The following is a 26294-nucleotide window of genomic DNA, read 5'->3' on the forward strand; positions in this document are numbered from 1 at the left end:
CAACCTGGAAACCCAGACCAACCTGGAAACCCAGACCAACCTGGAAACCCAGACCAACCTGGAAACCCAAACCAACCTGGAAACCCAGACCAACCTGGAAACCCAAACCAACCTGGAACCCCAGACCAACCTGGGAACTCGAATCAACCGGGCACTCCTGATGCAAACAACAACACCACGAACCCCAACACTTCAGAAGAGCTGAATGAAACAGAAAATACGACCAAACCAAACGATTCGGGAGCTGCCAATAACTCCAACGTCTTGGAAACCAGCAACGAATCTCCATCAACAGGCAAAGTATTGCCGCAGACTGGAGAACAGGCTAACCCACTCCCTATCGTTGCGGGTATCGTTTCGATCTTGATCGGTATTTCGATCATGTATCGCAGAAGCAAAAAAGCGTAGCTCATCTAAAGGACCAAGCCCAGAGATCTCCCTGGCTTGGTCCTCTTTTTTCTCCCTACTCTAGCAATTGGCGGAGAAGCGGTTCACTTTTATATAAAATCTCCAGATGTGTCGCCTCTACGTAATAACGCTCACCTTCCAGCGCGAATACGCTCCTTGCCATGACATTCCCATCCCCAGCGTCACTATTGATCGAGCCCACTACTCTTCCATCGACCCATTTATCGGGAGACAGCGAAGGGACCGTTCGCAGGTAATGAATCGTTTCATGTCCGATGCCAGCTACCAGCGTGACGCGAATATTGCGGGCTGCGATAATCCCCATCGTTGCGTTCAAGTAGTCCATGTATTGATTTTTCACGACCATTTGCCCATAAGGTACGAAGGCTTCTACCCCCTGGTTTTTCTCCAGCAAATAATCACCGTATGCTGCTGACGGGGTAAGGTCAAGGAGACTGGGGAAGTGTCTGTGAATAGCTTGTATACGATGAAAAGGGATGCTTTGCTCCATATAGGCCAGATATACATTCATGTATAGTTCCACGACATTTCTTTTGGCAGAAACAGAGCGGGGCAGCTTCCCTCCTGCCCAATAGCTGTAGGCGACAGGCGATCCTGCGTTGGGAGTCGCAAAAATGAGCAACTGATCCACATCGTTTTGATAAAATTCGCTCTGGACATACGCTCTAGCAACAAGGCCCCCCATGCTATGGCAAATGAGATTAACACAAGGGGAGCCTGTCGTTTGCTTCGCTCGCTCGATAACAGGCAGCAAAAAGCGCTCGGCGGAAATATCGATCTGCCTTCGCCAATCATAAAAGGCTACAAACAATTGTTCATTGAGGGGGTAACCCATTTTTCCAAGCAAACGGATAAATGGCTCATAAGCCGTTCGGGCAAACCCGAAGCCCCAGTCACCAGTACCCGGAATAATTCGCTCACTCATCGACCCAAACAGCCCCGGAACAAAAACAATCGGTGCCTTCTGCGCAAGAAATGAACTCATGCTTGCACTCCTCTCCCTCACTTTTGTCCCATGACTCGAAGGAAAACAACATATGCTTTTGCCTATGTCAGATAAGCTTGGGAGGTTCCCTTTCTTCATCAGTTCCGTCATTTTTTGCCACAATGGGGCGAATCGTTACAATAATCTTCCCACTTGAGCGTAACAAAGCGATATAATAAAGCGTCTAACGAATTGGCTAATGTATTAAGCAAATCTATACTTGTCGGAGGATTGGCAAAAATGAAGGTACGCAAGTGGTTTATGCTTTTGCTAATGTTCGTACTATGTATTCCAACGATGGGGATATCCGTGCAGGCCGCGCAGACACCCTCTGGCATCAGCATCTATTTGGACGGGCAACAAATCAAAAGTGACGTCGCTCCGTACATTGTTCCAAAAGCAGACGTAACGATGGTCCCAATGCGGGTGATCGGTGAAAATCTGGGAGCCGAAGTAAATTGGGAGCCAAAGTCTCAAACCGCAACGATCAGTAAGCAAGATACCTTGTTGTCGCTGACGGTTAATCAAAAGAACGCTCTCGTGAACAACAATAGCGTCCCACTCGATGCTTCTGTTCAGAACAAACAAGGAAGAATTATGGTTCCGCTGCGTTTTGTCTCTGAGCAGTTGGGCCTTACGGTAAAATGGGAAGACAAAACAAGAACCATTCGCCTGCAAAGCGGAAACGTCGCTACCATGACGCCGCCGCCACAGGATGTATTGAGTGAGACTGGCGGTATGGAACCAGGCACACCTGTGGTGACAAACGGAGATTTGCGCGGGGTATGGATATCTACGGTCTACAACTTGGACTGGCCTTCTTCTGGTTCTTACGGAAACCCAGCAAAGCAACAACAAGAATACATACAGCTGCTCGATGAGCTACAAGCGATGGGAATGAACGCTGCTTTCGTGCAAGTTCGCCCATCTGGAGATGCTTTGTATCCTTCTACGCTCACACCATGGTCGAGATTCTTGACGGGAACTCCAGGGAAAGATCCTGGATACGACCCCCTTGCTTTTATGGTAGAAGAAACGCATAGACGCGGGATGCAATTCCATGCTTGGTTCAACCCGTTCCGTGCCACTACAGATGCAAAAACAGACCAATTGCCAGCGAATCACGTGATCAAGCAGCACCCTGACTGGATTGTGAATGCCAACAAAAAGCTGTACATCAATCCGGGTGTTCCGGCGGCACGTCAGCAAATTATCAATGAAGTAATGGAAGTCGTGCAGCGCTACGACATCGATGGTGTCCATCTGGATGATTATTTCTATCCTTCCAATGTCGCCTTTGCAGACGATGCAGCATTCAAGGCTTTTAACAGCAAAAAAATCGTGTCCAAAGCAGACTGGCGCCGCGATAATATCAATCAGTTTGTTCAACAATTGAATCAGTCCATCAAGAGCGTCAAGCCTCACGTTCAGTTCGGGATCAGTCCATTCGGTGTATGGCGCAACAGCAACGTCGATCCGACTGGCTCGGATACAAAAGCTGGCGTTACTGCTTATGACCACATGTTTGCCGATGTGCGTACGTGGATTCAACAAGGATGGATTGATTATGTGACTCCGCAAATTTATTGGAGCTTTTCCTTCGCCCCTGCCCAATACGACAAGCTCGTCACTTGGTGGGCAAACGAAGTACAAGGCACGAACGTCAAGCTCTACATCGGTCACTCCCCTTACAAGCTGGGAACGGCTGAGGCTGGCTGGCAAAGTGCCCAAGAGATTATCAACCAGTTGAATTACAACGCGATGGTTCCTCAGGTTCAAGGCAGCATTTTCTTTAGTGCCAAGGACTTGCGAAAAAATCCATTAGGTCTGCTCCCAGCTCTTAGCAGTTATTACAACCGCTAAATAAATAGCAAAACCCCCGAATACTCGTAGCAGAGCATAGTTGCTACATGTGTTTCGGGGGTTTTTGCTTCTACGTTAGTTTTTCTACTATGAACTCGAGTTGCGCTTCCAGGGAGATCGGGTCATTAAAATAGGAGCCTTTCTGATCAATCTGAAAAACCTTGTTATTTTTTACTGCCGACAAGCCCTTCCAAACGTTTGTACTATAGACATCCTCCGGATTGGCGTCATCTCTGGACCATGCACTGGTAAAAATGTAGTCTCCTGCAAAGTCCGGCAGTGTTTCAAGCGAGACCCCCGCCCAGCCAGTATTGCTATCAATGGCTTCTTTTTGTATAGCATTTGGAGCCTTCAACTGGAACTCCCCGTAAATGATGTCTCCACCCCTTCCGAAGTTGTGCCCAAACGCATAAATCCCCTTGGCGTATGGCTGCAGAATCGAAACGGTTTTATCTCCTACCGCTGCTTGCACCTTAGGTTTTGCCTCACCTATTTTCTTGTCCCATTTAGCAATCCACTCATTTGCCTTGTCTTCTCTTCCTGTCATTTTGCCAAACTCCCGCAGTTCTTCGCGGATTGGCTTCTTACCGTATTGAATCACTACCGTTGGAGCTATTTTGGTGAACTGCTCGATATTTTTATCCCCTTCAAACACAATTAGTAAATCAGGATTTATCGTCAGTACTTTTTCTACCGATGTTCCGTCGCCCACGCTTTCGATACCGCCCAGCTTCCCTTTAAAATACCGGTTTCCCATAGCATGGTCCGTGATACCGATAGGCTTGATCCCCAGCGTCAGAAAATGTCCAACATAGCTGTCCGCAAGTATCACAGCCCGTTTTGGGTCCTTAGGAATTCTCACTGTGCCATTAAACGCCTCGTAGGTGATATATTCATTGTTATTCTCGTTACCTGACTTTTCTTGCGCAGGTTGAGCAGTTGGATTGGCTGGTGTCTGTCCGCAGGCCGATAACATGCTGATCATGACCATAATAAGGGCATAAAGAGCTTGCTAATGCCCATCTTTTTCGTTCTTCGAGATACCCTTTTTACAATCCATCAAAAAAATGCCGCGAAGCAGTTCGCGACATTGGTAGCTATGTTTATTTTTTGGGGGAGAGGGCCCTTATATTTACATAAGGGGAGTTGAGACTTTGAATGGTGAGTTGTGCCGCAGTTACCTTACCGACTTATTTGGTTACTTTGTGGAGACCGAACAGCATGAGGACATCATTATCGCTAGTCTCATACTCTTTCACTTCACCTTTAAAGGAAGTTTCTTTGACAATAATCTTGCTGCCTGTCGCATTTGGTTTCATTTCAATGATATGTGAAGATAGATTAAGATCGTCTGCCTTGATACCTAACTTCTCGGAGAGATCCTTAACCGTAGCCTTGAAATCACCTAATTTACTGTCTTTAATGGTTACTCCCTGGCCATCCTCAGAAAAAACGAATGAAATTCTGAGGTCTAGGTTACTTTTTTCCTCTACGTTTGCTTTTGCATCTGCCGTTGTGGTTGCATACGGTATAACAGTCCCAATCACCCCAGTAAGTAACAAAGCTGATGCAGTCGTCATCCATTTCTTTTTCATTGGTCTCGCTCCTTTTTATTTCCTTTTTTGTTTGCAAGTAAATCTCTTACTCTCTTACTTGCTAAATCTAGGGTAAGAGGAAATGTTAAAAAAAATTGTGGGGTAAAGCTAAAATTTTCCTTAATTCATCGTGCATCACTCGTTCTCCGAGATACCATTTACAACCCGTCACAAAAAAATGCCGCGAAGCATGTTCGCGACATTGATAGCTTTATTTTTTCGGCATCATGGCATTTACAAACTCGCTGATGTTTCCTTTGGTCAATACATCCCCAGTAGCGACTACTTCGTACTGCATCTTCTTGCCAGCGTACTCCATCACCCAAACGATGTTCTTTTCAACCCCGTCTTTACTAGCTTCTTCTGTATACAGCACTTCGATTTGTCCTACTTTAACTACCTCTTTTTGCTGTTCATCCTGATTTATCACATAAGTGGTACTGTCTTCTACATCTTCATAATTGGAGATGTTCAAATTTAAATAGCTTTTCCCAGACCTATATGTCGCATATAGCGTATCTAGCTCATTTGTCCATTCCAATGGCTGAATAACATATTCTTTCTTCTCTTGCTCTGCCTTTTTGTACAAAGCTTCCTTGTCATACTCTCTCTTGATGTCAAATGTGAGGTTGGCATCTTCAAAGGAATAACCCCCTGGCAATGTCTCAGGCACAAATATATGATCTCCCACTTTCTTGCGTAGATCGGCCAAATTGGCAAATTCAAATGCTTTATAGAGTGTTGCAACCGCTTTTTTGGGATTGTGGTCGGCGATATAAACGGCTGCAGCAGTTCCAGGCTCCATGCTTCTAGTAATTTCTGAACGTTTATCTTGATATTTCTTTGTTTCAGGGTCTAATTCTTTTACAATTTTCGGTTCCCCCGGGATTTGGGAGATATCTTTCTGCTGATAAATAACTTCGCCTTTTTCATCCTTCAACTGATAGAACTGGACAGCAGCATAACCCGATGAAATACTTGCGATCAAACCAATGGCAACTAATATGCTCACCTTGTACTTCACAAAAAATCTCTCCTTCTCTCGTTTGATTTTTGCCATTACTTGATGGCTAATATCAATCTCCCGCGGGATACGCGGGTCGTTGAACAGGTCCTTAATACTCTCGTGCGATTTGTTTCGACTCATCGTGAGCTGACCCTCCCTTCCCTAAAGGAGAATAAGCGGATCGGAACTTCGATGCCGTACGCTCGAATTTTTTGCGCAGACTCGCAGCGTTTTTGTTCATGATCAAGGAAATTTCCTCGTACGTCTTTTCTTCCACGCCTCGCAGCAAGAGAAGCGTTCTTTCCTCTACCGAGAGTGTCTGCATGGCAAGAAATACATCCTCACTAAAATAAACATTTTCAATATGCAGCTCGATGTCTGATTGAGACTCTTTGTCCTGCATCAAAAATGGCAACAACTTTGTCCATTTCCTTTTTCTGATGAGATCGATGCAGTGGTGATAGGCAATTTTATAAAGCCAAGCTGCGAACGGCATAATTGGACTGTATTTTTTCAAATTGCGATAAGCCTTGAAGAAGACCTCCTGTGCGGCATCTTCCGCTTCGCATCGATTCCCCAAGATGTGATAGCAGTAGTGAAATATCGGGGTTTGGTAGCTTTTCATAATGATAGCGTAGCGGTCATCCGCTCCCTGAATGATCTCATCCACGAGTTCTTCTATCTGTTTCGTGTCCACTCTCTCCCTCCTTTCAACTGGTATAACGCACCATAACACCCTGTATGTGACATCGCACGCAAAAAAATGCCGCGAAGCATGTTCGCGACATTGGAAGACCTTATTTTTTGCCGAGCTCCGGCTTGTCTTGGTAAAAGAAATTCGGCGTATGGACTGTGTTGTCGTACAGACTGTGAAAAATGTGTGTAGCTGTTCCGGAGATCGGTGGAACCAGCCATGTCCAGTCACCAGTAACGGCTCGACCACATTTCTCTTCTCTTTCCTCAAATCGCTTGAATTGCTGGCTCGCTGTATGGTGATCGACAATCGATACTCCTTTTTCCTTGAAGGAATGCAGGACGGCTACGTTCAGCTCGATAAGCGCTTTGTCTCTCCACAGCGTCACTTCCCTACTCGTATCAAGCCCCATGACCTCTGCGACCTTTGGCAGCATGTTATATCGCTCTTGATCGGCAAAATTGCGCGCACCGATCTCCGTACCCATGTACCAGCCGTTAAAAGGCGCGGCCAAATAGTCGATACCGCCAATCTCCATGCGCATATTCGAAACAATAGGAACCCCGTACCATTGCAATTCCAAGTCAGCAAAGCCCGGCAAATCGGGATGCACGATCGGCACCTCCAAGACCAGCTCCTGAGGAATCTCAAAAAACTGCGGCGTCCGATCTCCAATTTGCACGACAAGCGGCAAAACGTCGTAGTTTGTGCCTTTCCCTTGCCATCCCAAGCTCTCACATAGCTTCGTCAGCGAAAGCGAAACTGGATCACCCAATACGCCGTACTCTGTCTCGTATCCCGCGTAGCGAATCAGTTGGTCATTCCAGATGCGCATGGGGAGTCTGCCTGCTACAGCAGGTGCAAATACCGTAATGGTCGGGCGAATTTTCCCTCCATTGGTGGCAAAGTCGATGTGGCGGAGCATGGCCTGCGCCATCTCTTCTTCTGTTTCGACATGCCGCTCATCTATCACCACTAACGATTCCCAAAAGAATCGCCCAATACATCGATTGCTATTGCGCCAGGCCATTTTTGCTCCATGACGAAGCTCCTCGGCCGTATGCTCATAGTATCCCTGCTGATGAATCAGCTGTCGTACTTCTTGCAGTCGTTGCTCGGTTTCGTCCGTTGTCTTGTCCAGTTCACGATAGCATGTCCGGATAAATTGCTCTGCCGCTTCCATCAATTGAATTGGTTCCATATTACCCTCTTTTCACGCTGAAGGGTGTCACTTCGCTGTTATTTTCTTCATCGTAGAATTTTGTTACCTACATTATAAAATTACTCATGCTTGATTACCAATCATGTAGGCATATGGACACATATCTGTAAGAAACACTTACGGAAAAGCTCTCCTAGTTCAAAAGTTGTAACGTCACGGTCTTTTCGCCGATGAATAAATAAAGATTACCCAAAGTAGGTAAAGAAAGGCAGGAAGGGATATGAAACGCCTCATCCTCTTATTAGCACTTATTATTGGACTAACGACCTTTCAGCAACCTGCAGCACTGGCTGCACCAGCATTTAAAGATGTCGATCCCAAGCAATATGGCTGGGCAATGGACGCTATCTCCTTCATGGTAGACAAGGGGGTCGTCAGCGGCTATCCCGATGGAAGCTTTCAGCCGGGAAGATGGGTGGACAAAGCTGAAATGACGGTGATGATCTATCGCCTGTTTGATCGCTACAGACCTTTCGATCCGAATGGTTACTTTTACGTTTCGGATTATTATCATATTACGCACTTTGCTGATGTACCAAAAAACCACTGGGCCTATCAGGAGATTAGTTCAATTGTGACGAGGAATTGGCGGAATGTAGTTTTTCCTTCACCGGAAGGTTACACCTTCTATCCAGACTCCAAATTGAATCGCATCGGTACAGTTAACGTCCTCCCTGTTTTATGGCTTGAAGCGCTTGACGAAACAGACGACACCTCTATCTTTGGGATCACTTCTACCTTGCGAGATATTCCAGTCATCATTACCTCCGATACGGATTTATCATCCATAGATGATTTTCTCTCAGATGGTCGCTCCTATGAAGATGGGAAAAACCAGACTAACACACTCTTTCCCCTTCTTGTCTTGAAAAAAGGAGACGAACACCGCTTCTATGACATCTACAGTGGAGAAACAGCTTACAAAATCGCCCTCTTGCAACAAAAAGGGGTCATGACTGCATGGAATGGAGAGTTTGAGCCTAACGAAATGCTAACCCGCGCAGAAGCAGTAACGATTTTGTACAGAATGTATATGAGCATGAAGGAATCAGGCTATGTAGACCTATACTCGAGCAAATAGAAGAACAAACTTGTTACTCCCATAAAAACACCTACTCAGCCCCCTCCAGTACATCAACTGGCATGGAGGTGTTTTTATGCAGATGAAAAAAAGACAGGTGCTTCCACACCTGCCCATTCTCCTAAACCGTCATATGATTCCACATCTCCGACTTACTCAATGAAACAGCATCTGCTCCACCCTTCAACGCTTCATTGACCTGCTCCATATTCCAAATCAGCCCGCCCAAAATAATCGGCTGCGACAAATGCTCCTTGATATACGAAATAATAGACGGCGCTATCCCCGGCATGATTTCAATCGCATCCGGCTGGTTTTCCAAGACGTTTTTGATCGTCGTCGTGAGAGAGGTCGAATCGATCAAAAAGACTCGCTGGATCGTCAGCATCCCTTCCTTTTTGGCCGCGCGAATCATCGGTCCTTTGGTAGTGACAATGCCTGTTGGTTGGATATAGGTGGACAAGAAACGAAAAGCCTCTTTGTCATTGGACAAGCCATTCATGAGGTCTGTGTGCAAAAAAATCGGCTTGCTCGACTGACGGATGGTTTCAGCTTCCTCCATCAGCTTGGTCAGCTTTCCGTACATCAACAGGATCGCACAAGCTCTGGACGCCATCGCCTCTCCCAAGCGATCCTGTTCGGTTGCCGCAATAACCGGATTCGTTTTCAAAATCGTTTGCATGTCCATGTTATTTGCCTCCTACCCTCAGTAGCCGTTCCACACTTGCCTCAGCGCAGGCAAGCTGCTTGGTCTCTACAACCCAATGACCCGCAAATCCGTTGTCTTTTAAAAGTGACAGGATAGGCTCGAACGGGATCGTTCCTTCCCCCACTGCCAAATGATCGTCGAGCTTGCCAAAGTTATCACTCAGGTGCAGAGCGGATAAATAAGGGAGCACCTTTTGCAATGCATCGATCGCATATCCCGGACGAATCAAATGGGCATGGCCTACGTCATACACGATCCGCACACGAGACGAATCGACATGCTGGCATATACGCACGAGATCCTCAACGTTCCACCCCAGCACTTTTGGGTAAGGGGGAACATTCTCGACCGTCAGTATGGTTCTGCTCTCTGCGGACAGCTCAGAGGTCAACACGTGGATTGCCTGACTCACATTTTCCACACCTCTAGCACGCTCTGATTCCGCGAGTCGATCTTCTACTTCCCCCGCATGCATCACGACGTGGGTGCAGTCGAGAAAGCTGGCAATCTCCAGGCAGCGCTTCATCGTGTCCAACGTTTGATCCCGGGTTGGTCCTGAGCCCGCCGCCAGATTGCAGCCGCTAATCGGCGCATGAATCGACCAAGCAATCTCTCTCTCGTTTCCCTGCTGCTTCAACTCTTTCAACTGCTCCCAGGACCAGTCTAAGAGGTCGGCATGATTCTCTTCACACATAATCTCGATGCCCTTCCAGTCTTTTTGCAAAAGCTGAACAATCGCATCACGCAAGGACAGATCAAATAAGGCATAGGTGGATACGGAAAACGAGCCCTTGTCTCTCATGATTCATGACCCTCCCTCTTATTTCACGCCGGAGTGGATGAAGCTGTTGATAAACTGCCGCTGGAACAACAAAAATGCCAGCAACAACGGAAAAATCACCATGACTGTCGCTGCACTTACCTCGGCCCATTGCGCCCCCGTCTCAAACGATTGGGCAAAAATCGCCAGACCGACCGTCAACGGACGATTTTCCACGGAATTCGTAATAATCAGCGGCCACATGAAGTTGTTCCAATGGTAGCTGACCGAGACCAAACCAAACGCAATGTAGGTCGGCTTCGCTAGCGGAACATACACCCGCCACAAAATCTGGAACCAGGAGCAGCCTTCCATCCGTGCCGCCTCCTCCAGCTCGTGCGGGATTGTCTTGAAGGTCTGTCGCAACAGAAAGACCCCGAAGGCCGAAGCGAAATACGGCAGCATAATGCCGATTTTGGTATCCAGCAAAGACAAGTCACGCAGGACGTTGTAGTTGGGGAAAATCAAAATATCCGCCGGGACCATCAGTTGGACCAGGAACAGGACAAACAACACATCCTTTCCCCAAAATTGCAGCTTCGCAAAGGCATAGGCCGCCAGTGTAGCCGTGATCATTTGCGCCACCAAAATACCGGTCACGATCAAAAAGGTATTGATGTAGTACTGGTCAAAGGGTGCTGCGTCCCACACCTTCGCAAAGTTATCGAGTGTAAAATCTGCACTGAGCGACCACGAAGTCGCCAGCTCCCTCGGGCGAAAGGAAGTCCAGACCGCCCAGAGCAAAGGAAACAACCAGAGAACGGCCAAGCCGTACATTCCAACCGTTGTGATTTTGCGAAGCATCTGCCATCCCCCTTAGTTGTAGTGAATCTTTTTATCCATACCAAAAAACTGAAAAGCAGCAACTAACAAGAGCAGCACGACCATGACAATCGTCAATGCCGAGGCCATTCCTTGATCCCAGAAGGAAAACGCCGTCTCGTATATGTAGTAAAGCAAGAGATTGCTGGCATTATCCGGCCCGCCTTTGGTCATGATCACCAAATGGTCTACCAGCTTGAAAGAGTTGGTGAAGGCGATAATACTGACAAACATCGTCGTTGGCATAAGCAACGGAAAGGTGATGCGGCGAAAAACCGTCCACGATGATGCCCCTTCCATGGAGGCGGATTCGTATAGCTCCTGTGAAATGTTTTGCAGCCCTGCCAAATAGAAGATCATGAAATAGCCCGCTTCCTTCCAAATGACCATGAAGATCATCGCCCACATCACATTTTTCTGATCGCCGAGCCAGTTCATGTCGCCTTTTCCGAACCACTCCATCACATGACTAAGCGCACCGTACTCCGGTGTGTAAATAAACAGCCAGATGTTCGCCACGGCAATCATTGGAACAACTGTCGGGTAAAAATAAGCCGTGCGGATAAAGCTCTTCCCTCGTAATGCCTTGTTGGCGAACAGAGCCATACCCAGCGCGAGAGCCACACTCGTCGGCACCGTTCCGATAGCAAACCAGATATTATTGGTCAGCACCTTCCAAAACACTTCATCTTCCACCATTTGTTTATAATTATCTATCCCGTTAAAAAACGGCTCTGGAGAACCCAGATCCGCTTGATGAAAACTGAGTATGAACGTTTGTATAACCGGATAGAAGGTAAACAACAGCAGGAAGATGAGGGAGGGAAGGAGCAAGAGCCAGGCGTACATGTTCACTTTCCATTTTGCGCGTAGTTCCCCCATTGTCGCTCCCCCATTGCCTTGCTTGATTTATTTGTTGAACGGCGCCAGCATCTTGTCCGCTTCTTCCTGCGCTTTTTTCAATGCTTCCGCAGGCTCGGATTGACCCGTGATCACGGATTGCAGCGTGTCGTTCAAGAGCTTTGTCACTTTGCCGTTATTGTGTGTAGACAGCTCAGCATGTCCGTATTCCAGCTGGTCGCGAGCCACTGCTGCTGCAGGGAAGTCTTTGACGTATTGCTTCATCGTCTCTTCCTCGTAAGCAGATTTGCGTGTCGCAACATAACCCGTATCGACACTCCACTGAGCAGCGCGCTTAGGCTCGGTCATAAAGCGAATAAACTTCCATGCTGCTTCCTGTTTCTTTTCATCGGTTCCTTTGAACATGTAGAAGTTACCGCCACCTGTCGGGCTGCCGTAGTTCTTTTTTGCTGGCAAAAACGCTACGCCAAAATCAAACTTCGCGCTTTTCTTCACGTTCGTCAGGTTCCCTGTCGTATGGAACATCATCGCCGTTTTGCCTTCCAGGAAATCAGAAGGCACAGTCGCCCACTCGTTGACGCCTTCAGGCATGACTTGATGCTTTTTGGACAAATCTACCCAAAATTGCAGAGCTTCTACATTTTCTGGCGTATCCAAGAACACTTTTTTCCCATCTTCGGACATCAAGTTCTTGCCGTTTTGCAGGGCCAGCGCTTGGAACATCCAATACGTGAAGCTCGAGGAAGGAATCTCTACGCCGTAGCGTCCGTCCTTTTTCAATTTGGTAGCGTACGAAACCAGCTCATCCCAGGATGTTGGCGGTTTTTCCGGATCGAGGCCGACTTCCTTGAACGCGTCCTTGTTGTAATAGAGCACGATGGTGCTGCGTTGGAATGGAATGCTGTAAGTCTTGCCGTCTACCTGGGAATTCGCCAAGAAGCCCGGGAAGAAATCATTTACGTATTCGCTACCGCCATCCTTGGCAATGAAGTCGTCCAACGGCAGGATTGCGTCCATGTCCATCATCGTATGTAGCTCAGTGGAGAGCATCACCGCTACGTCGGGAGGAGTTTTGCCTTGTACAGCCGCCTGTACTTTTGTCGTTGTATCCTGATAGCTCCCCGTATAGACTGGCTTGACTGTGATATCCGGGTTTTCTTTGTTAAATTCCTCTGCCATGCCGTCCACGATCTTGGTCAAAGGACCGCCAACCGCAACCGGATAATAGAAGGACAGCTCTGTTTTGCCTGACGAATTGGCTCCTTGCGCCGCGTTGTTCGTGGACGAAGAATTGCCACTGGAGCAACCCGTGATCAGACTCATACTCATGACGACCGCAAACAAGCTTTTGACAACTTTACGCATCGCAGTACCTCTCCCTTTTCTTTTCTCAATTGGTCGTAACCGCTAGATTTTTTCCGGTTTCTGCATCAAACACGTTCATCTGGGCTGGATCAAAACGAACATGCATGGTTTCGCCTCTTTTGCAGTGCCATTGCCCGTTCCATTTGGCCTTCCACAGCTTGTCTCCCACGGTGAATTCCACAATGGTCTCAGAACCGAGTATCTCTACTCCCTGTACAGTGACAGGGAACTGGCAGGAAACATCGACAGATTGCCCTTCAAGGGCGGGCTGCAATGACTCTGGACGCAGACCGAGAACGACCGGGGTCTGGTCCTTGATACCGTGAAACATTGGAAGCGGCAAAAAATGCTGACCTTCCAACTCAATCCCTGCCTGATCTCCTGCCCGCCAAATGGTAGGTACCGTATTCATCGGGGGTGCCCCCGTAAACTCCGCCACGAATAAATTCGCTGGATGGTTGTACACGTCGAGCGGTTTTCCAACTTGCTGAACCTCTCCGTCGCGCAGGACCATCATGCGGTCTGCCATCGTCATCGCTTCCACCTGATCGTGTGTAACGTAAATCATCGTGATACCCAGCTCTTGCTGCAAGCGACGGATTTCCGTACGCATGTGCCCGCGCAGCTTGGCATCCAGATTGGATAACGGCTCGTCCATCAGGCAGATAGGGTGCTGACTGACGATAGCCCGTCCGAGTGCAACGCGCTGTCGTTGTCCCCCGGATAATTCCTTCGGCTTGCGTTGCAAAAGATGCGCGATGCCCAGCATCTCTGCTACACGCTCCAACCGCTTGCTCTGCTCCGCTTTGTCTACCTTTCGAACCTGCAAACCAAACAAAATATTATCCTTTACCGTCAAATGCGGATAAAGTGCGTAATTTTGAAACACCATGGAGATGTTTCGCCCGCTCGGAGGGACTTGGTTCATCGGCTTGCCGCCAATCAACAGCTCTCCCGTGCTGATCTCCTCCAGCCCGGCAATCATGCGCAGTGTGGTTGATTTCCCACAACCAGAAGGTCCTACCAGCACGAAAAATTCTCCTGGCAGAATACGAGCGCTCACTTCATTGACTACCTTCTGGCCCCCATACATCTTGGAAATGCGCCGCAATTCCACTTCAGCCACGACTTTCCCCCCTGAATTTCTCGCTGTTTTTTTACGTATCCCTCGACTATACCAATTGCTTACTGAGGTAATATTTGGGTATTGTAAAGTTTTTGTGCGTAGTCGGTAATAATCCCGCCGACTCCCGCCTCGGTTGCCCGCTTCATATCTGCTTCCTCGTTAACGGTATACACGGTCAGAATGATTCCCCGATGCTTGGCGAAACGGATCAGCTCTGGCGTGACAATCTGATGGTTGATAAAGTATTGGGCATTCAGTTGTACCGCGTCTGTTATCTGCTTTTCGGCATACTGTTCCAGCTGTTCCTTTGGCTTGGTCCCGCTCAAGGTAAAGCCCAGTCCCAATTCTGGATTGAGCTTGGCGAAACGCTCCAACACTTCTGAGCTAAAGCTGCTGACAATCACATCTTCCACCATGTCGTGCTCCTTGATGACCTTCGCCATTTCCTTTTCGTACCCGATCCCCTTTGCTTCCAAAATGACCACCGCTTTGCCCTTGGCCGCTTCCAACAATTCATCCATGGTAGGAATGACAGCATCGGTAATCTCAGGCTGATACCAGGAAGGATTTGCCGGGTCGAGCTTGTTCGCGTTCAATTCGCGCAGTTCCTTTAGCGTGAAATCCTTTACCTTCCCTGTCCCGTTAGTGGTACGCTCCAGATCAAAATCGTGGATCAGGACAAGGTGGCCATCCTTTGTTTTGTGGACGTCTGTCTCAATGATTTCTACACCCAGCTCCATTGCTTCTTCAAAGGCGTACATCGTGTTTTCCGGCTTTAAGGAAGGGATACCTCGATGCGCCATGACCATCGGAGGCTGCGTGATACTTTTCTCTGGGTACGCAGCGAGCAGCTCATGTACCTCCTTTGGATCGTGTGAGACAACTCCCGCCACCCCCATCTCGATCATTTCGCTCGCTTGGCTCTTGTTCGCCCGATCAATTCCCCACACGGACAACCCGCGATTGCGGAAGTAGCGAATGACCTCCTCCGTCATCGCAGTTTGCGAGAGAACGATCACATTGGAACGACTGCTTCTGGCCGAGCGTACGAGCTCTTTTTGTTTCTTTTCGTTCAGCTTGCCGTCGACATACACGAGGGCACCACGGTATTCATTGTTTTTTTCTCGCATCTCTTGAACGATTTCCGGTCGGGAAGACACAATGTGCACATCAGTGAGGTTCTCTTCCTGGAGCAGGCGATCGACCTCCGCTACCAGTTTCTTGTCCTCGATATGAATCACCGGAATCGCTTTGCCCTTGATCTCGTTCAGCACCTCGTCCAGAGGAGTGCCGTCTTGTGTGACGACTCCGTTCTTCCCGGATTTTTTCACCGGAATAAAAACGGAAGACACCTCTGCTTCCAGAATCGCATCGATCTCGGACTTCTTGTCGTACATGGCAATCACCGTCGGCGGAAGCACAATTCCCGTCTTAGGCTCAGGGACAATCAGTACGTCGTCTTTCAGATCAGAGACCGGAATCTTGTCTTTTTGTGCATTCGGACCAAACAACAGCTCACCAGGGGTCGGCTTGGGCTGATCGACAAAATCTTTGGATGCATCATTTGTATCCTTTTCCGTCAGGCGTTCCATTGAATGCCCCCCAGCGACTCCCGGATGAGAGGTGACTCCCGGAACCTTCGCATCCATATAAGCCATTGAATCCACCACATTGTACTCAGGGTCCATCAGAATGACGTGGTCGCCGCCATTGGCTAAATAAATGCTGCCTGTCGCCCAATCTGTCGGCAACAGTTCAGGGACGTCCTCCATGGAATCGAACAATTCAAAATCGGGCGTGACGCCATGGCGTTCCACGATCCCGTCGGCATAGCGGGAAATAACAATCGTCTGGTAAGGCTCAATCATGGTGCCTTCCGGAAACGCATGCATCCCTTCATTTCCTCCACGCTTTTCCTCATCGCCGATCATATATCCACTCAAATCAATCGGGTCGTTGGAGATATTGGTGATTTCGATAAATTCGCCTGTGCTTTCATCAAAAAGGGGATCATTGACAACTTCGGTGATGAGCAAGGTTTTGCTCACCGCGCTTTGCGCCATCACAGGCGCAATACTGCCTGTCACCAGACTTGCTGCCATTAGTGACCACAACCACTTTTTGCTGCTCTTTCCCAACTCCATCTCCCATGCCTCCTCGTTTTCCTACTCGACTTGCACCATGGCTTCCATCGTCGGAAGGATGTAATCTGGCTGAATCTCTGTGGCTTCCAGCTCGCGACTGGTCGTCACACCTGTCATGACCAGCGCCGTTTTCATGCCGCTGTTTTTCCCCAATAAAATGTCTGTTTCCAAACGGTCACCCACCATGACGCATTTTTCGGGCTGTACTTGAAGCTGTTGAAAAACCTGCTCGGCGTAGTACCGGGACGGCTTGCCAGTCATCGCCCAGACAGAGGCCCCACCAGCCGTTTCAATCGCTCTCGCCAACGCCCACGTATCAGGAATGGCACCCCCTGGCACCGGACACACCGGATCGGGGTTCGCTACGATCAGGTGCGCTCCCTTTCGCACAGCGTCAGCAGCCTGTTGCAGCTTTTCATACGTAAATCCACGGTCCATTCCAACCAATACATGCGTAGCTTCCTCCGCATCTTGCACCTGCTTTATATGAAAGCTCGCAATCTCTTCCTCCAAGGCGGGCTCCCCAACGATCAGGACACGCGCTTGCTCCGCAAATTCTTGAAGATACAATCCCGCTGCATAGGCAGCCGTCATGATTTCTTCCTGCCGGGCAGTCAATCCGAGATTCTGGAGGCGAGTTTGACAAGCTGTTCTTGTCTGTACCGTCGTATTGGTCAAAAACATGATTTTTTTCTGCTTCTCCCGCAGCTCGGCAAGTGTCTTTTCCACTCCAGGAAGCAGTTCATTCCCGAGAAAAATCGTTCCATCCAAATCAAAAAAATACGCATCGTACCTATCTGTATCTAGCAAATCCCTTACTCGCTCCTTTCATTCGAAAACACAAAAAGCCCTCATACACGGCAATAGCACAAAGAAACAAACCGATCGAACGGTCTTCTTCAAATCTATTGCTGTATGAGGGCTTTCTCCACGTCTCGACCCACTTACAGACGTTATTCATTTGGGTGATAGCTCGATCATAACAGGTCATTGTTAAGGGATTGTTGAGCTACTTTTGGTTTTATGTGAACAACTCCAAAACTAACCAAGTGATTGTTGCCAAAAAAAGATTGCAAACTGTCTAAGAAAGAGTAAAATTCTTTGTGGATGATAATGATATTCATTATCGAAATATAATCATATAATTATACACTCATATCATATGAAGGGATGTCTTTTCATGATTCAAAAATGGAGTTATCCACTCGCCGCAGTTGTTCTCGGCTCATCCTTACTCGCTGCTTGCGGAAACGCACAAACACAAACTGAAGAGAAAAAACCGGAAGCTACGCAGCCTGACAAGCCTGCCGCTGCTGATCAGTCCGCGACAGCGAGCACTGCTCCTGCTACTTCTCCTGAGCTGCAAGCCTCTATTGATCAATACCGAAAATGGGTCGTTGACCAAACTGACCAATTCGTAAAGGCAACAGAAGGCTTCACCACCGCTGTCAAAGCAGGCGATATGGAGAAAGCGAAAAAGGAATATGCTCCAGCCCGTGCTTACTTTGAGAAAATCGAGCCTATCGCTGAATCTCTCGGAGACTTTGATCCGTGGATCGATGCCCGCGAAGGCGATGTGCCTGATAACGAATGGCGCGGCTATCACAAATTGGAGAAAGCACTCTGGGAAACCAAATCGGTTGCTGACCAAGGAAAAGTGGCAGATCAACTGCTGCAAGATGTGAAGCAGCTCCGCGTGAAGGTTGAGAGCGTCGAAATTGATGTACCTATGCTAGTAACGGGTGCGGTTGAACTCTTGAACGAGGTATCGACGAGCAAGGTGACTGGTGAGGAAGAACGCTATTCCCACACGGATTTGTATGACTTTGCTGCAAACGTGGAAGGCGCTCACGAAATTTATAAAGTATTGAAGCCTGCTGTTACGGCAAAAGACTCTGCTCTTGCAAGTGAAATTGAAACTCGCTTTGCTGATTTGGACAAAGCCCTCGCACCGTACCGCAAAGGCGACGGCTATGTGCTGTACACCGAATTGAAAGAAGACCAAGTGAAAAAGCTGAGTCAGTCCCTCGATGCATTGGCTGAGCCATTGTCCAAAATGGGTAAGATCGTAGGAGGCTAACAAGATGAATGACAAGCATCTCGCAAACACCACAGCGAACAAAATCACACGTCGAGAGGCTCTGAAGTTGGCTGGGGTCGGAGGGATTGGACTGCTGTTGGGGGCGACTGGGGTCAATACCCTTTTACCCTCCTCTCCCAAAAATGAACAGACAAGTACCACTCCGACCCGTGCAGATGAGGTCATTCCCTTTTATGGCAAGCATCAGTCCGGGATCATTACACCTATGCAGGATTTTATCTGCATGGGTGCTTTTGATTTGACGACGACCTCGCTAGGGGATGTCCGCAGCTTGTTTCAAAGCTGGACGCAGGCAGCAGCACGCATGACTGCCGGCAAAAACGTCGATGAGGAGAGCGATCACGCCCTTCTTCCTCCTGTCGACACGGGAGAAGCCATGGGCCTGCGCCCAATGAAATTGACGATCACATTTGGGCTTGGCGCTTCTTTCTTCGATGAGCGCTTTGGTCTTGCATCCAAACGCCCAGCTCCATTGGTCGATTTACCTCGCTTCAACAGCGATGAAATGCGAAAGGAATGGTCGGGTGGCGATATTGTCGTGCAGGTCTGTGCCAACGATCCACAGGTCGCCTTCCATGCCCTCCGGAACTTGGCTCGGATCGCTCGAGGAAAAGCTGTCCTCCACTGGCTGCAGGAAGGCTTCCAGCGTACCAGTGCATCCGACCCGACTGGCTCCACGCCACGGAATCTGATGGGCTTCAAGGATGGCACGAACAATCCGCAGGTGAACGATCCCGCTATTGCAAATGAAGTCGTCTGGGCTAACACTGCTGAAAGTCCCGCGTGGATGGCAGGCGGAAGCTACATGGTCATGCGTCGAATCCGCATGCGGATCGAGGTCTGGGATCGCTCCTCCCTCACCGATCAGGAGAATACATTTGGTCGTCACCGTTTAACCGGGGCTCCTCTTGGCAAAGCAAATGAGTTTGACGAGCTGGAGCTGGATCGAAAGGATGCCAAGGGCAAACCCGTTATTCCTGTCGATTCCCATGTCGCCCTGGCCCATATGGACGGCAAGGTGAAAATATTGCGTCGCGGTTACTCTTATTCTAGTGGAATGGATCTCAAGACTGGTCAGCTCGATGCTGGGCTGTTGTTCATTTGCTTCAATCGTGATCCGCGCAAGCAATTCATACCGATGCAACAAAAGCTCGCATCTGTCGACCTGCTCAATGAATATATCACCCATGTTGGCAGTGGTTTGTACGCCTGTCTACCTGGTGCAAGTGAGGGCGGATACATCGGGGACACGCTATTTTAACCAACTACCTGGGATGGAGTGAACACCTTGAAACGCTATCTGTTTATCCTTTGTACATGCATGCTGCTATGGACATCTGCTCTGTCTGCCGCTGTAGCCGCGCCGTTGGTGCCAGAGCAGCTCAAGCAAATGATCGCCCTCTCCAGCGATGCCTTGATTAGCAGTGGAGATAACAACTGGGAAGAAGCAGCTAAAGCACTCAGCAGCATGAAGAGCATCTGGGAGGGCAATTCGGAAGAAACCTCTGCAGATGCCCAAGCGCTGACGCAAGCAATCGCGGAAGCAGAGCAAGCCCTTGCCCAAGCGAAGGCGAATCCTGACACCGCAAAAGCAGCTATCTCCAGTCTGGCAAAAGCGACGGATCGTTACGTCTCGTCCAAAGAAGAAGGCGGTCAGCCAAAAGAACGGGCACACAAGCAAATTGCGGCATTGCTACCGCTCTTGCAAAACAGCATGACAGCCATCACGGAAGGCGATCTGCCGAAAGCCAAGCAGTCGTACAACAGCTTCGTCACCGGCTGGTATAAGGCAGAGGGTCTTGTTCGAGCGGAAAATGCCGCCGTCTACGGGGATATGGAAATCAAAATCAGCGGTGCGCGCATTGCCCTAAACACAGAACCACCCGATCCTAAAAAGAGCGCAGAGAAGGTACAGGCACTCATTACTGCGGTAAACAATTATTTGTCAGGAAAGGCAGTCCAACAGGCCGCTGCGAATCCTTCTTCCGAGCAGCCCACCATCTCGTCTCTACTGGTACTCCTTGCATCGGTAGAAACAGATATCGCCAATCAGGATGCAACTGCTGCTTCGGACAAAATGGAGACCTTTATCATCTCTTGGCCCTCTGTAGAAGGCGTAGTCATGACCAAATCGCCTGCTACCTACAGCAGCATTGAAGCCAAGATGGTCGCCATCCCGACACTCATCCTGTCCAATCCCCCGCAATGGGAAAAGGCGGCGGCTCATCTTGCGGAAATGAAGACAGAGCTTTCGCCATTTGCGACAGCATCCTCGTACACCGCCTGGGATGCGGGACTCATCTTGTTCCGTGAAGGACTGGAGGCTATCTTGATCATCGTCTCCTTGCTTACTGTCCTGAACAAGTCAGGCAATGCCGACAAGCGCAAATGGATCTGGTCTGGGTCATTTGCCGGGATCGTGGTTTCCGCTATTCTTGCCGTCATCCTCAGTGTCGTTTTCTCCAACCTCTCCACAGGCAACTCGCGAGAAACGATTGAGGGAGTAACCGGACTGATTGCCGTCTTCTTTATGGTGACGATCGGTGCGTGGTTGCATAAGAAGTCCAATTTGCAGGCATGGAATCAGTTTGTCGAGAAATCTATCGGCTCTTCTTTGGCAAAAGGAGCTCTGTGGTCACTCTCATTCACCGCCTTTCTCGCTGTCGCCCGCGAAGGGGCAGAAACGATTATCTTTTATATGGGGATGGCCGCTACGATCTCCATGTCAGACCTGGCGATCGGCATTTTGAGCGCGCTTGTCGTCTTGGCCGTAATTGGCTTTGTCATCATCAAGCTCAGTGCACGCATACCCGTGCGTCCGTTCTTTTTTGTAGCCAGTCTATTGCTCTACTACATGGCATTTAAATTCGTCGGCGTCAGCATCCACGCTTTGCAGGTAACGGGAAGCTTATCTGCACACAGCAGCGATTACTTGTTGTACGCACCGACGCTTGGCATTTACGCGAGCTGGGAAACAACGATCCCGCAATTGATCATACTCGTGATCGTACTCTTCAATTTGTTCCTGTATTCTCGAAAAAAAGCTGCCACTCCGATTCCGCGGGTGAACTAAATAAAGAGATACCCTGAAAAACGCAGCTCCATCACGAGGGCTGCGTTTTCTTGTAACCCCCGATATTATTCTTGGCAATCATTCTTTCTCGCAAGTTCACATTTTTTCTGTTATCGTTAAATTTTTATGGGGGAAGTTGTGTTACCATATTACAGGTGTAACCTTCTTTTTACATTTTCCGTCATTAGAAGGTACGATTCGATAATAGGATAGGAGTTAGATATGGGGGCAACATCAAATTCTGTTAAAGTTGACGTCAAAACAACGCCACGCGTTCGACAAAATATGGTCTACCTATTAGTGAAGCAGCTTCGTCCACATCAATGGACGAAAAACTTGCTCGTCTTTGCTGCCTTGCTATTTTCCTTGCACAAAGTAAGTCCGGATGTCATTGGAAAGTCAGTGCTGGCCTTCCTACTGTTTTGTTTTGTATCCGGCTGTGTCTACATCCTCAATGATTTTGTCGATATCAAAAATGACCGAAATCACCCGGAAAAACAGTTCCGGCCCATGGCTTCTGGGGCATTGCCACCAGCACTCGCATTAGCATTTGGTGTGTTTTTGCTTCTGGGTTCCCTGTTTAGTGCTTATTACTTTGACCGATTATTCGCGCTCGTGCTGCTGGTCTACTTTGTACTCAACGTCGCTTACTCGCTGAAGCTGAAGCATGTGGTCATTCTGGACGTCATGATTATCTCAGCCGGCTTTGTTTTGCGTGCCATCGGCGGAAGTCTGATGATCCAAACGCCGTTCACGCCGTGGTTTTTACTCTGTACGATGCTGCTCGCGCTGTTTTTGGCCATCAGCAAACGTCGCCACGAGCTGATTTTGTTACAGCAGGATAAAGGAACGCATCGCAAAGTGCTCGACAGTTATTCGTCCGAGTTATTGAATCAGTTGAATACGATTGTGACGACCATGACAATCATCAGCTATTCCTTGTTCACTTTTACCTCAGGACGCACGATTCACTTGATGTGGACCATTCCGCTCGTGATCTTTGGTATTTTCCGTTACCTGTATTTGATCACCGTCGCAGGCCAGGGCGGCAGTCCGGAAAAAGTTTTGTTGCAGGACAAGCCGATTCTCATTACGGTGTCCCTGTATGTCATCATGGTAGCCGGGATTATTTACATGTTTGAATTTAAATAAGGAAGTTACTTGCACAGATAGGTTGTGGATCAGACTATGCCATCAATTGTTCTCATCATCGTTTCCGTGATCCTCAGTGCGTGTGGACAAGTCGCGATGAAGATGGGCGCATCCTCGCTCACCAGCAACAATGACATGCTGCTACTGAAGTTCCTGCACTATTTCACGAACCTGCCGATTATGGTGGGACTTGCGCTTTACGGACTTTCTGCGTTTATCTGGATTGCTGCGCTGGAAAAGGTGCAGCTTTCCTATGCTTATCCCATGGCAGCACTTGGATACGTGTTGGTAGCTGTGCTATCCTTCTTGATCTTCAACGAACCGTTGTCCCTTACACGCATTGCCGGTCTGGCGATTATCGTCGTGGGCGTCGTCGTCATATCTCAGTCGTAATCATCACGTAGAGGAGTTTTCTCATGTTATATGCAGCAGCGCCGTTTATCGGCTGGCTCGTGTCTGGAATAACCAAATTTTTGATCAATTACCTCCGTTTTGGGTCTCGTGCCAAAGAAATGGTCGGGAACGGCGGGTTTCCCAGCACGCACACAACCGTTATGGTGACCACTGTGTTTCTGATTGGTTTGCAGGAGGGCTTTACTCATCCGGCATTCGGGCTGGGCGTGGCTGTGACGTTTATTGTGATCATCGATGCGACTGGATTGCGCAGAGCGGTAGGAAAACATGCAGAGGCACTCAACAAGCTCGCAAAGGAACATCCGGACGTGTTTCCCACCAAGCCTTTGCGCGAAAGCATGGGACATACCAGATGGGAAATTGCCGGGGGTCTGGTACTCGGGGTACTGCTTGCTACCGTATTGCATCTGCTGGCAGCGAACCTCCCTAACCTCATTGGCTAGTAGATTCGTAGACAGGAGATTATGTTCATGAATAACCGTACAGCTACGTACTCGTTCCTGCTCGGGACGGCTTTGCTATTGTTTATGGCTACGATTGTGCTTAGCACATCGGTTTTATTTTTGTTCGGCGTATCCGTGAGTGCCGCCAGCTTTTGGATTGGCCTCGTTGCCGCTTTGGCTGCATTGGGAGGAATGGTGTCGGTCTTCGTAAGTTCACGTCGCCGGGCCTGGTTTTTCTCCCTGTTGGCTGGACTGGTGATTGTTTCAGGCATCAGCTACTTCATCAGCGCCAATACGTTTGATCTCTCTTTTGACGGACAAACGTATCATCAAGAAGCAATCGTGAAGATAACCAACGGCTGGAACCCAGTTCATGACCAGCCCATCCTCAAGCCTCCTGGTTCAAAAGAAGTGGAGGAGATGGACAATAAAGAGATTCTCTCGGCCTTTCACCTGTGGATCAATCATTACGCCAAAGGTCCTTGGATGCTTGATGCGGTCATGTATAAACTTACTGGTCAGATTGAGGTTAGCAAAATATTTAACCTGTTGTTGATTGCATCGTCCTTTTTCCTGACCCTCGCTGCCATCCGAACCGCTTTCCCAGAGAGAAAAGGGGCGGCGATTGCCTTCGCGCTGCTCGCAGCGTTCAATCCTACTGTGATTACGCAATCGACTTCCTTCTATATTGACGGACAGCTTGGCTCACTCGTGCTTATCATCTGCGCTCTTGGCTATTTGCTGTATAAGCGATACCATGCCTGGACGCTACTGGCACTATGCGCAGCGCTCATGCTGCTGGCCCAGATCAAATTCACGGCATTGGGGTATGCCGGACTGCTCGGCTTGGCTATTCTCGTGCTCTTCTTTTTCTACGATCGCCGTCAGCACTTCAAAAGCATGCTCGTGTGGCTTTCAATTAGTCTGGTTATCACCGTAGGGGTTGTCGGGTACAATCCGTATGTCACCAACACGCTAACGAAGGGACATCCGTTTTATCCGTTGGCGGGCAAAGGCGCCGTTGATATCATGACCTCGAATAGCCCGCATGGCTTCAAAGACAATTCCAGCATAGAAAATCTGGCTATCTCCTTATTTTCCAAATCGGAGAACATCGCAACACCCCATAGCCCTACATGGAAAGTGCCATTTACAGTCACATGGAAAGAGCTCGCCGTGTTCTACTCTCCTGACGTGCGTGTAGCCGGATTCGGAACGCTTTTCGGAGGAGCTGTGATTGTCACATGCCTGATTCTCGTCGCCTTGCTTTTGGGGACTCATCGTAAAAAGGCGGCACCTTTCTTGTGGATCAGTCTGGTGCTCTTCGTGACCGTGCTGATTAATCCGGAAAGCTGGTGGGCGCGCTATGTTCCGCAACTTTGGCTGATTCCACTCTTGATTGCGCTGGCAGTCTGGGATATTCAGAAGGGCTTTTTCCGCTATGCGGGCAGGGTTCTGGTCGTCATTTTACTCGCCAATATGGTAATGGTAAATGCTTCTCATATCATTGGACAGTCTGGCGCCAATGCATTAGTGAAAAAGCAGCTAGAAGAAATCAAAGCAAGCAACAAAACGCTGGTCGTAGACTTCCACCATTTCAATGCGGTGAAAGTACGTCTGCAAGAAGCTGGCATTCCTTTCGTCGAGCAAAAGCTGGATAAAGGCGAAGATGTCAAAGGCTTTATGACTACGCGTGCGGTTTATCTTTTGAAATAAAAGATAGAAGGGGCGTCTCTCAGTCGGGAAATCGACTTTTGGGACAGCCCCTTTTTATTATTAGCTGTGTGCAGTGAACGAGACACCCGTTTGCATAAATGCAGAAATTTTCTCAATGGTTATTGGAAAACTATGGTAGAGTTTACTTGTATTGATTATCCAGAAGGGAGTGTGCATCATGCCTGTTGAAACGTTCAAAGCAACTGCACATCTACAAAAGGGAATGGTTGTGAAGGCCAGTTCGAGAAATTTCGAGATAACCATCGATGAACCGAAAAGCTTGGGAGGTACGGATACCGGCATGAACCCGGTTGAACTGGTACTCTCCGCATTAGGAGCCTGCCAATCTATCGTTGCCAGAGTATATGCCAGGAAGTTTAACGTTCAACTCGACGATTTTTGGGTGGAGGTTGAAGGCGATCTCGATACGGATGGCTTCATGAACAAATCTGATGTCCGACGCGGGTATTCCGAGATTCGATACACCTTTCATATCAAAACCGATGCTCCTAGAGAGCAGGTAGAGTCTTTTGTGGAGTTTTTGGAACAAACATGCCCCGTTGGAGATACGATCGCGAATCCTGTTACGCTTAAGTTAAACGGAATTATTATTGAAAAACCGAGTGAGATAAAGGCGAATGATTAAAATAAGGCTCCCAACTGGGAGCCTTTG

25 protein-coding genes are annotated in these 26294 nt (G+C 48.6%); 11 read left to right on the top strand and 14 right to left on the bottom strand.

Features of this window, described 5'->3' with window-relative positions; translation table 11 throughout:
• Positions 1–408, top strand: a 408-nt coding sequence (locus KB186_RS11650) for an LPXTG cell wall anchor domain-containing protein (RefSeq protein ID WP_232773650.1), incomplete at its 5' end; no start/stop codon positions are given.
• Between the two features lie 55 nt (positions 409–463).
• On the opposite strand, the gene KB186_RS11655 is transcribed toward KB186_RS11650, so the two are convergent.
• The gene (locus tag KB186_RS11655) at positions 464–1414 is read right to left on the bottom strand and encodes a lipase/acyltransferase domain-containing protein (RefSeq protein ID WP_221868741.1); all 951 of its coding nucleotides are present in this window, start codon (positions 1412–1414) and stop codon (positions 464–466) included.
• Between the two features lie 240 nt (positions 1415–1654).
• Between KB186_RS11655 and KB186_RS11660 the strand changes: the two genes are divergently transcribed.
• On the top strand, positions 1655–3277 hold the full coding sequence (locus tag KB186_RS11660; RefSeq protein ID WP_232773651.1) for a family 10 glycosylhydrolase: 1623 nt from the start codon (positions 1655–1657) through the stop codon (positions 3275–3277).
• A 70-nt stretch (positions 3278–3347) separates the two neighbouring features.
• Here the strand turns inward: KB186_RS11660 and KB186_RS11665 are convergent, their stop codons facing one another.
• From KB186_RS11665 to KB186_RS11685, 5 genes are all read right to left on the bottom strand, one after another.
• On the bottom strand, positions 3348–4268 hold the full coding sequence (locus KB186_RS11665) for an iron-hydroxamate ABC transporter substrate-binding protein (protein ID WP_232773652.1): 921 nt from the start codon (positions 4266–4268) through the stop codon (positions 3348–3350).
• 199 nt (positions 4269–4467) lie between these two features.
• Entirely contained in the window at positions 4468–4872 is a 405-nt protein-coding gene (locus KB186_RS11670; RefSeq protein WP_232773653.1) for a hypothetical protein, read from the bottom strand.
• 211 nt (positions 4873–5083) lie between these two features.
• A complete protein-coding gene (locus KB186_RS11675) occupies positions 5084–6019 on the bottom strand; it encodes a hypothetical protein (RefSeq protein WP_232773654.1) in 936 nt (311 codons plus the stop codon).
• On the bottom strand, positions 5988–6575 hold the full coding sequence (locus tag KB186_RS11680) for an RNA polymerase sigma factor (RefSeq protein ID WP_173611789.1): 588 nt from the start codon (positions 6573–6575) through the stop codon (positions 5988–5990). The genes KB186_RS11675 and KB186_RS11680 overlap by 32 nt, the downstream gene beginning before the upstream one ends.
• A 100-nt stretch (positions 6576–6675) precedes the next feature.
• Positions 6676–7773: a nitric oxide synthase oxygenase gene (locus KB186_RS11685; RefSeq protein ID WP_173611788.1), complete on the bottom strand. Its 1098-nt coding sequence runs from the start codon at positions 7771–7773 to the stop codon at positions 6676–6678.
• A gap of 241 nt (positions 7774–8014) precedes the next feature.
• Between KB186_RS11685 and KB186_RS11690 the strand changes: the two genes are divergently transcribed.
• Positions 8015–8875, top strand: coding sequence for an S-layer homology domain-containing protein (locus tag KB186_RS11690; protein WP_232773655.1), 861 nt, complete (start codon positions 8015–8017; stop codon positions 8873–8875).
• Positions 8876–8996: 121 nt separating this feature from the next.
• Here KB186_RS11690 and KB186_RS11695 read toward each other — a convergent pair whose 3' ends face one another.
• The 8 genes from KB186_RS11695 to KB186_RS11730 are packed head-to-tail and all read right to left on the bottom strand — an operon-like array spanning position 8997 to position 17532.
• Entirely contained in the window at positions 8997–9563 is a 567-nt protein-coding gene (locus KB186_RS11695; RefSeq protein ID WP_173626393.1) for a glycerol-3-phosphate responsive antiterminator, read from the bottom strand.
• 1 nt (position 9564) lies between these two features.
• Entirely contained in the window at positions 9565–10386 is an 822-nt protein-coding gene (locus KB186_RS11700; protein WP_232773656.1) for a sugar phosphate isomerase/epimerase family protein, read from the bottom strand.
• Between the two features lie 18 nt (positions 10387–10404).
• The gene (locus tag KB186_RS11705) at positions 10405–11208 is read right to left on the bottom strand and encodes a carbohydrate ABC transporter permease (protein ID WP_047070123.1); all 804 of its coding nucleotides are present in this window, start codon (positions 11206–11208) and stop codon (positions 10405–10407) included.
• Positions 11209–11220: 12 nt separating this feature from the next.
• Complete coding sequence (locus KB186_RS11710) at positions 11221–12108, bottom strand: carbohydrate ABC transporter permease (protein WP_047070124.1); 888 nt, start codon at positions 12106–12108, stop codon at positions 11221–11223.
• 27 nt (positions 12109–12135) lie between these two features.
• Positions 12136–13452, bottom strand: a complete 1317-nt coding sequence (locus tag KB186_RS11715) for an ABC transporter substrate-binding protein (protein ID WP_173611784.1) — start codon at positions 13450–13452, stop codon at positions 12136–12138.
• A 25-nt stretch (positions 13453–13477) separates the two neighbouring features.
• Positions 13478–14578 carry an ABC transporter ATP-binding protein gene (locus tag KB186_RS11720; protein ID WP_232773657.1) on the bottom strand — a complete coding sequence of 367 codons (1101 nt, stop codon included), beginning with the start codon at positions 14576–14578 and terminating at the stop codon, positions 13478–13480.
• 59 nt (positions 14579–14637) lie between these two features.
• The gene (locus tag KB186_RS11725; RefSeq protein ID WP_232773658.1) at positions 14638–16722 is read right to left on the bottom strand and encodes a glycerophosphodiester phosphodiesterase family protein; all 2085 of its coding nucleotides are present in this window, start codon (positions 16720–16722) and stop codon (positions 14638–14640) included.
• Positions 16723–16743: 21 nt separating this feature from the next.
• Positions 16744–17532: an HAD-IIA family hydrolase gene (locus KB186_RS11730; RefSeq protein ID WP_221868735.1), complete on the bottom strand. Its 789-nt coding sequence runs from the start codon at positions 17530–17532 to the stop codon at positions 16744–16746.
• A 370-nt stretch (positions 17533–17902) separates the two neighbouring features.
• Here KB186_RS11730 and efeO point away from each other — a divergent pair, with 370 nt between their 5' ends.
• The 8 genes from efeO to KB186_RS11770 all read left to right on the top strand — a co-directional run bounded on the left by efeO (position 17903) and on the right by KB186_RS11770 (position 26267).
• Positions 17903–18802, top strand: a complete 900-nt coding sequence (efeO, locus tag KB186_RS11735; protein WP_173611780.1) for an iron uptake system protein EfeO — start codon at positions 17903–17905, stop codon at positions 18800–18802.
• Between the two features lie 4 nt (positions 18803–18806).
• A complete protein-coding gene (gene efeB / locus KB186_RS11740) occupies positions 18807–20084 on the top strand; it encodes an iron uptake transporter deferrochelatase/peroxidase subunit (RefSeq protein WP_173611779.1) in 1278 nt (425 codons plus the stop codon).
• A gap of 27 nt (positions 20085–20111) precedes the next feature.
• Complete coding sequence (locus KB186_RS11745) at positions 20112–21896, top strand: FTR1 family iron permease (protein WP_173611778.1); 1785 nt, start codon at positions 20112–20114, stop codon at positions 21894–21896.
• 222 nt (positions 21897–22118) lie between these two features.
• Entirely contained in the window at positions 22119–23048 is a 930-nt protein-coding gene (locus tag KB186_RS11750) for a decaprenyl-phosphate phosphoribosyltransferase (RefSeq protein WP_232773659.1), read from the top strand.
• A 36-nt stretch (positions 23049–23084) separates the two neighbouring features.
• A complete protein-coding gene (locus tag KB186_RS11755) occupies positions 23085–23441 on the top strand; it encodes an SMR family transporter (RefSeq protein ID WP_173611776.1) in 357 nt (118 codons plus the stop codon).
• A gap of 23 nt (positions 23442–23464) precedes the next feature.
• Entirely contained in the window at positions 23465–23905 is a 441-nt protein-coding gene (locus tag KB186_RS11760) for a divergent PAP2 family protein (RefSeq protein ID WP_173611775.1), read from the top strand.
• A 27-nt stretch (positions 23906–23932) separates the two neighbouring features.
• Positions 23933–25621, top strand: coding sequence for a hypothetical protein (locus KB186_RS11765; RefSeq protein ID WP_232773660.1), 1689 nt, complete (start codon positions 23933–23935; stop codon positions 25619–25621).
• A 178-nt stretch (positions 25622–25799) separates the two neighbouring features.
• On the top strand, positions 25800–26267 hold the full coding sequence (locus KB186_RS11770) for an OsmC family protein (RefSeq protein WP_232773661.1): 468 nt from the start codon (positions 25800–25802) through the stop codon (positions 26265–26267).
• Positions 26268–26294: the final 27 nt, after the last annotated feature.

The organism is Brevibacillus sp. AF8 (assembly GCF_021270385.1).
Classification (GTDB): domain Bacteria; phylum Bacillota; class Bacilli; order Brevibacillales; family Brevibacillaceae; genus Brevibacillus.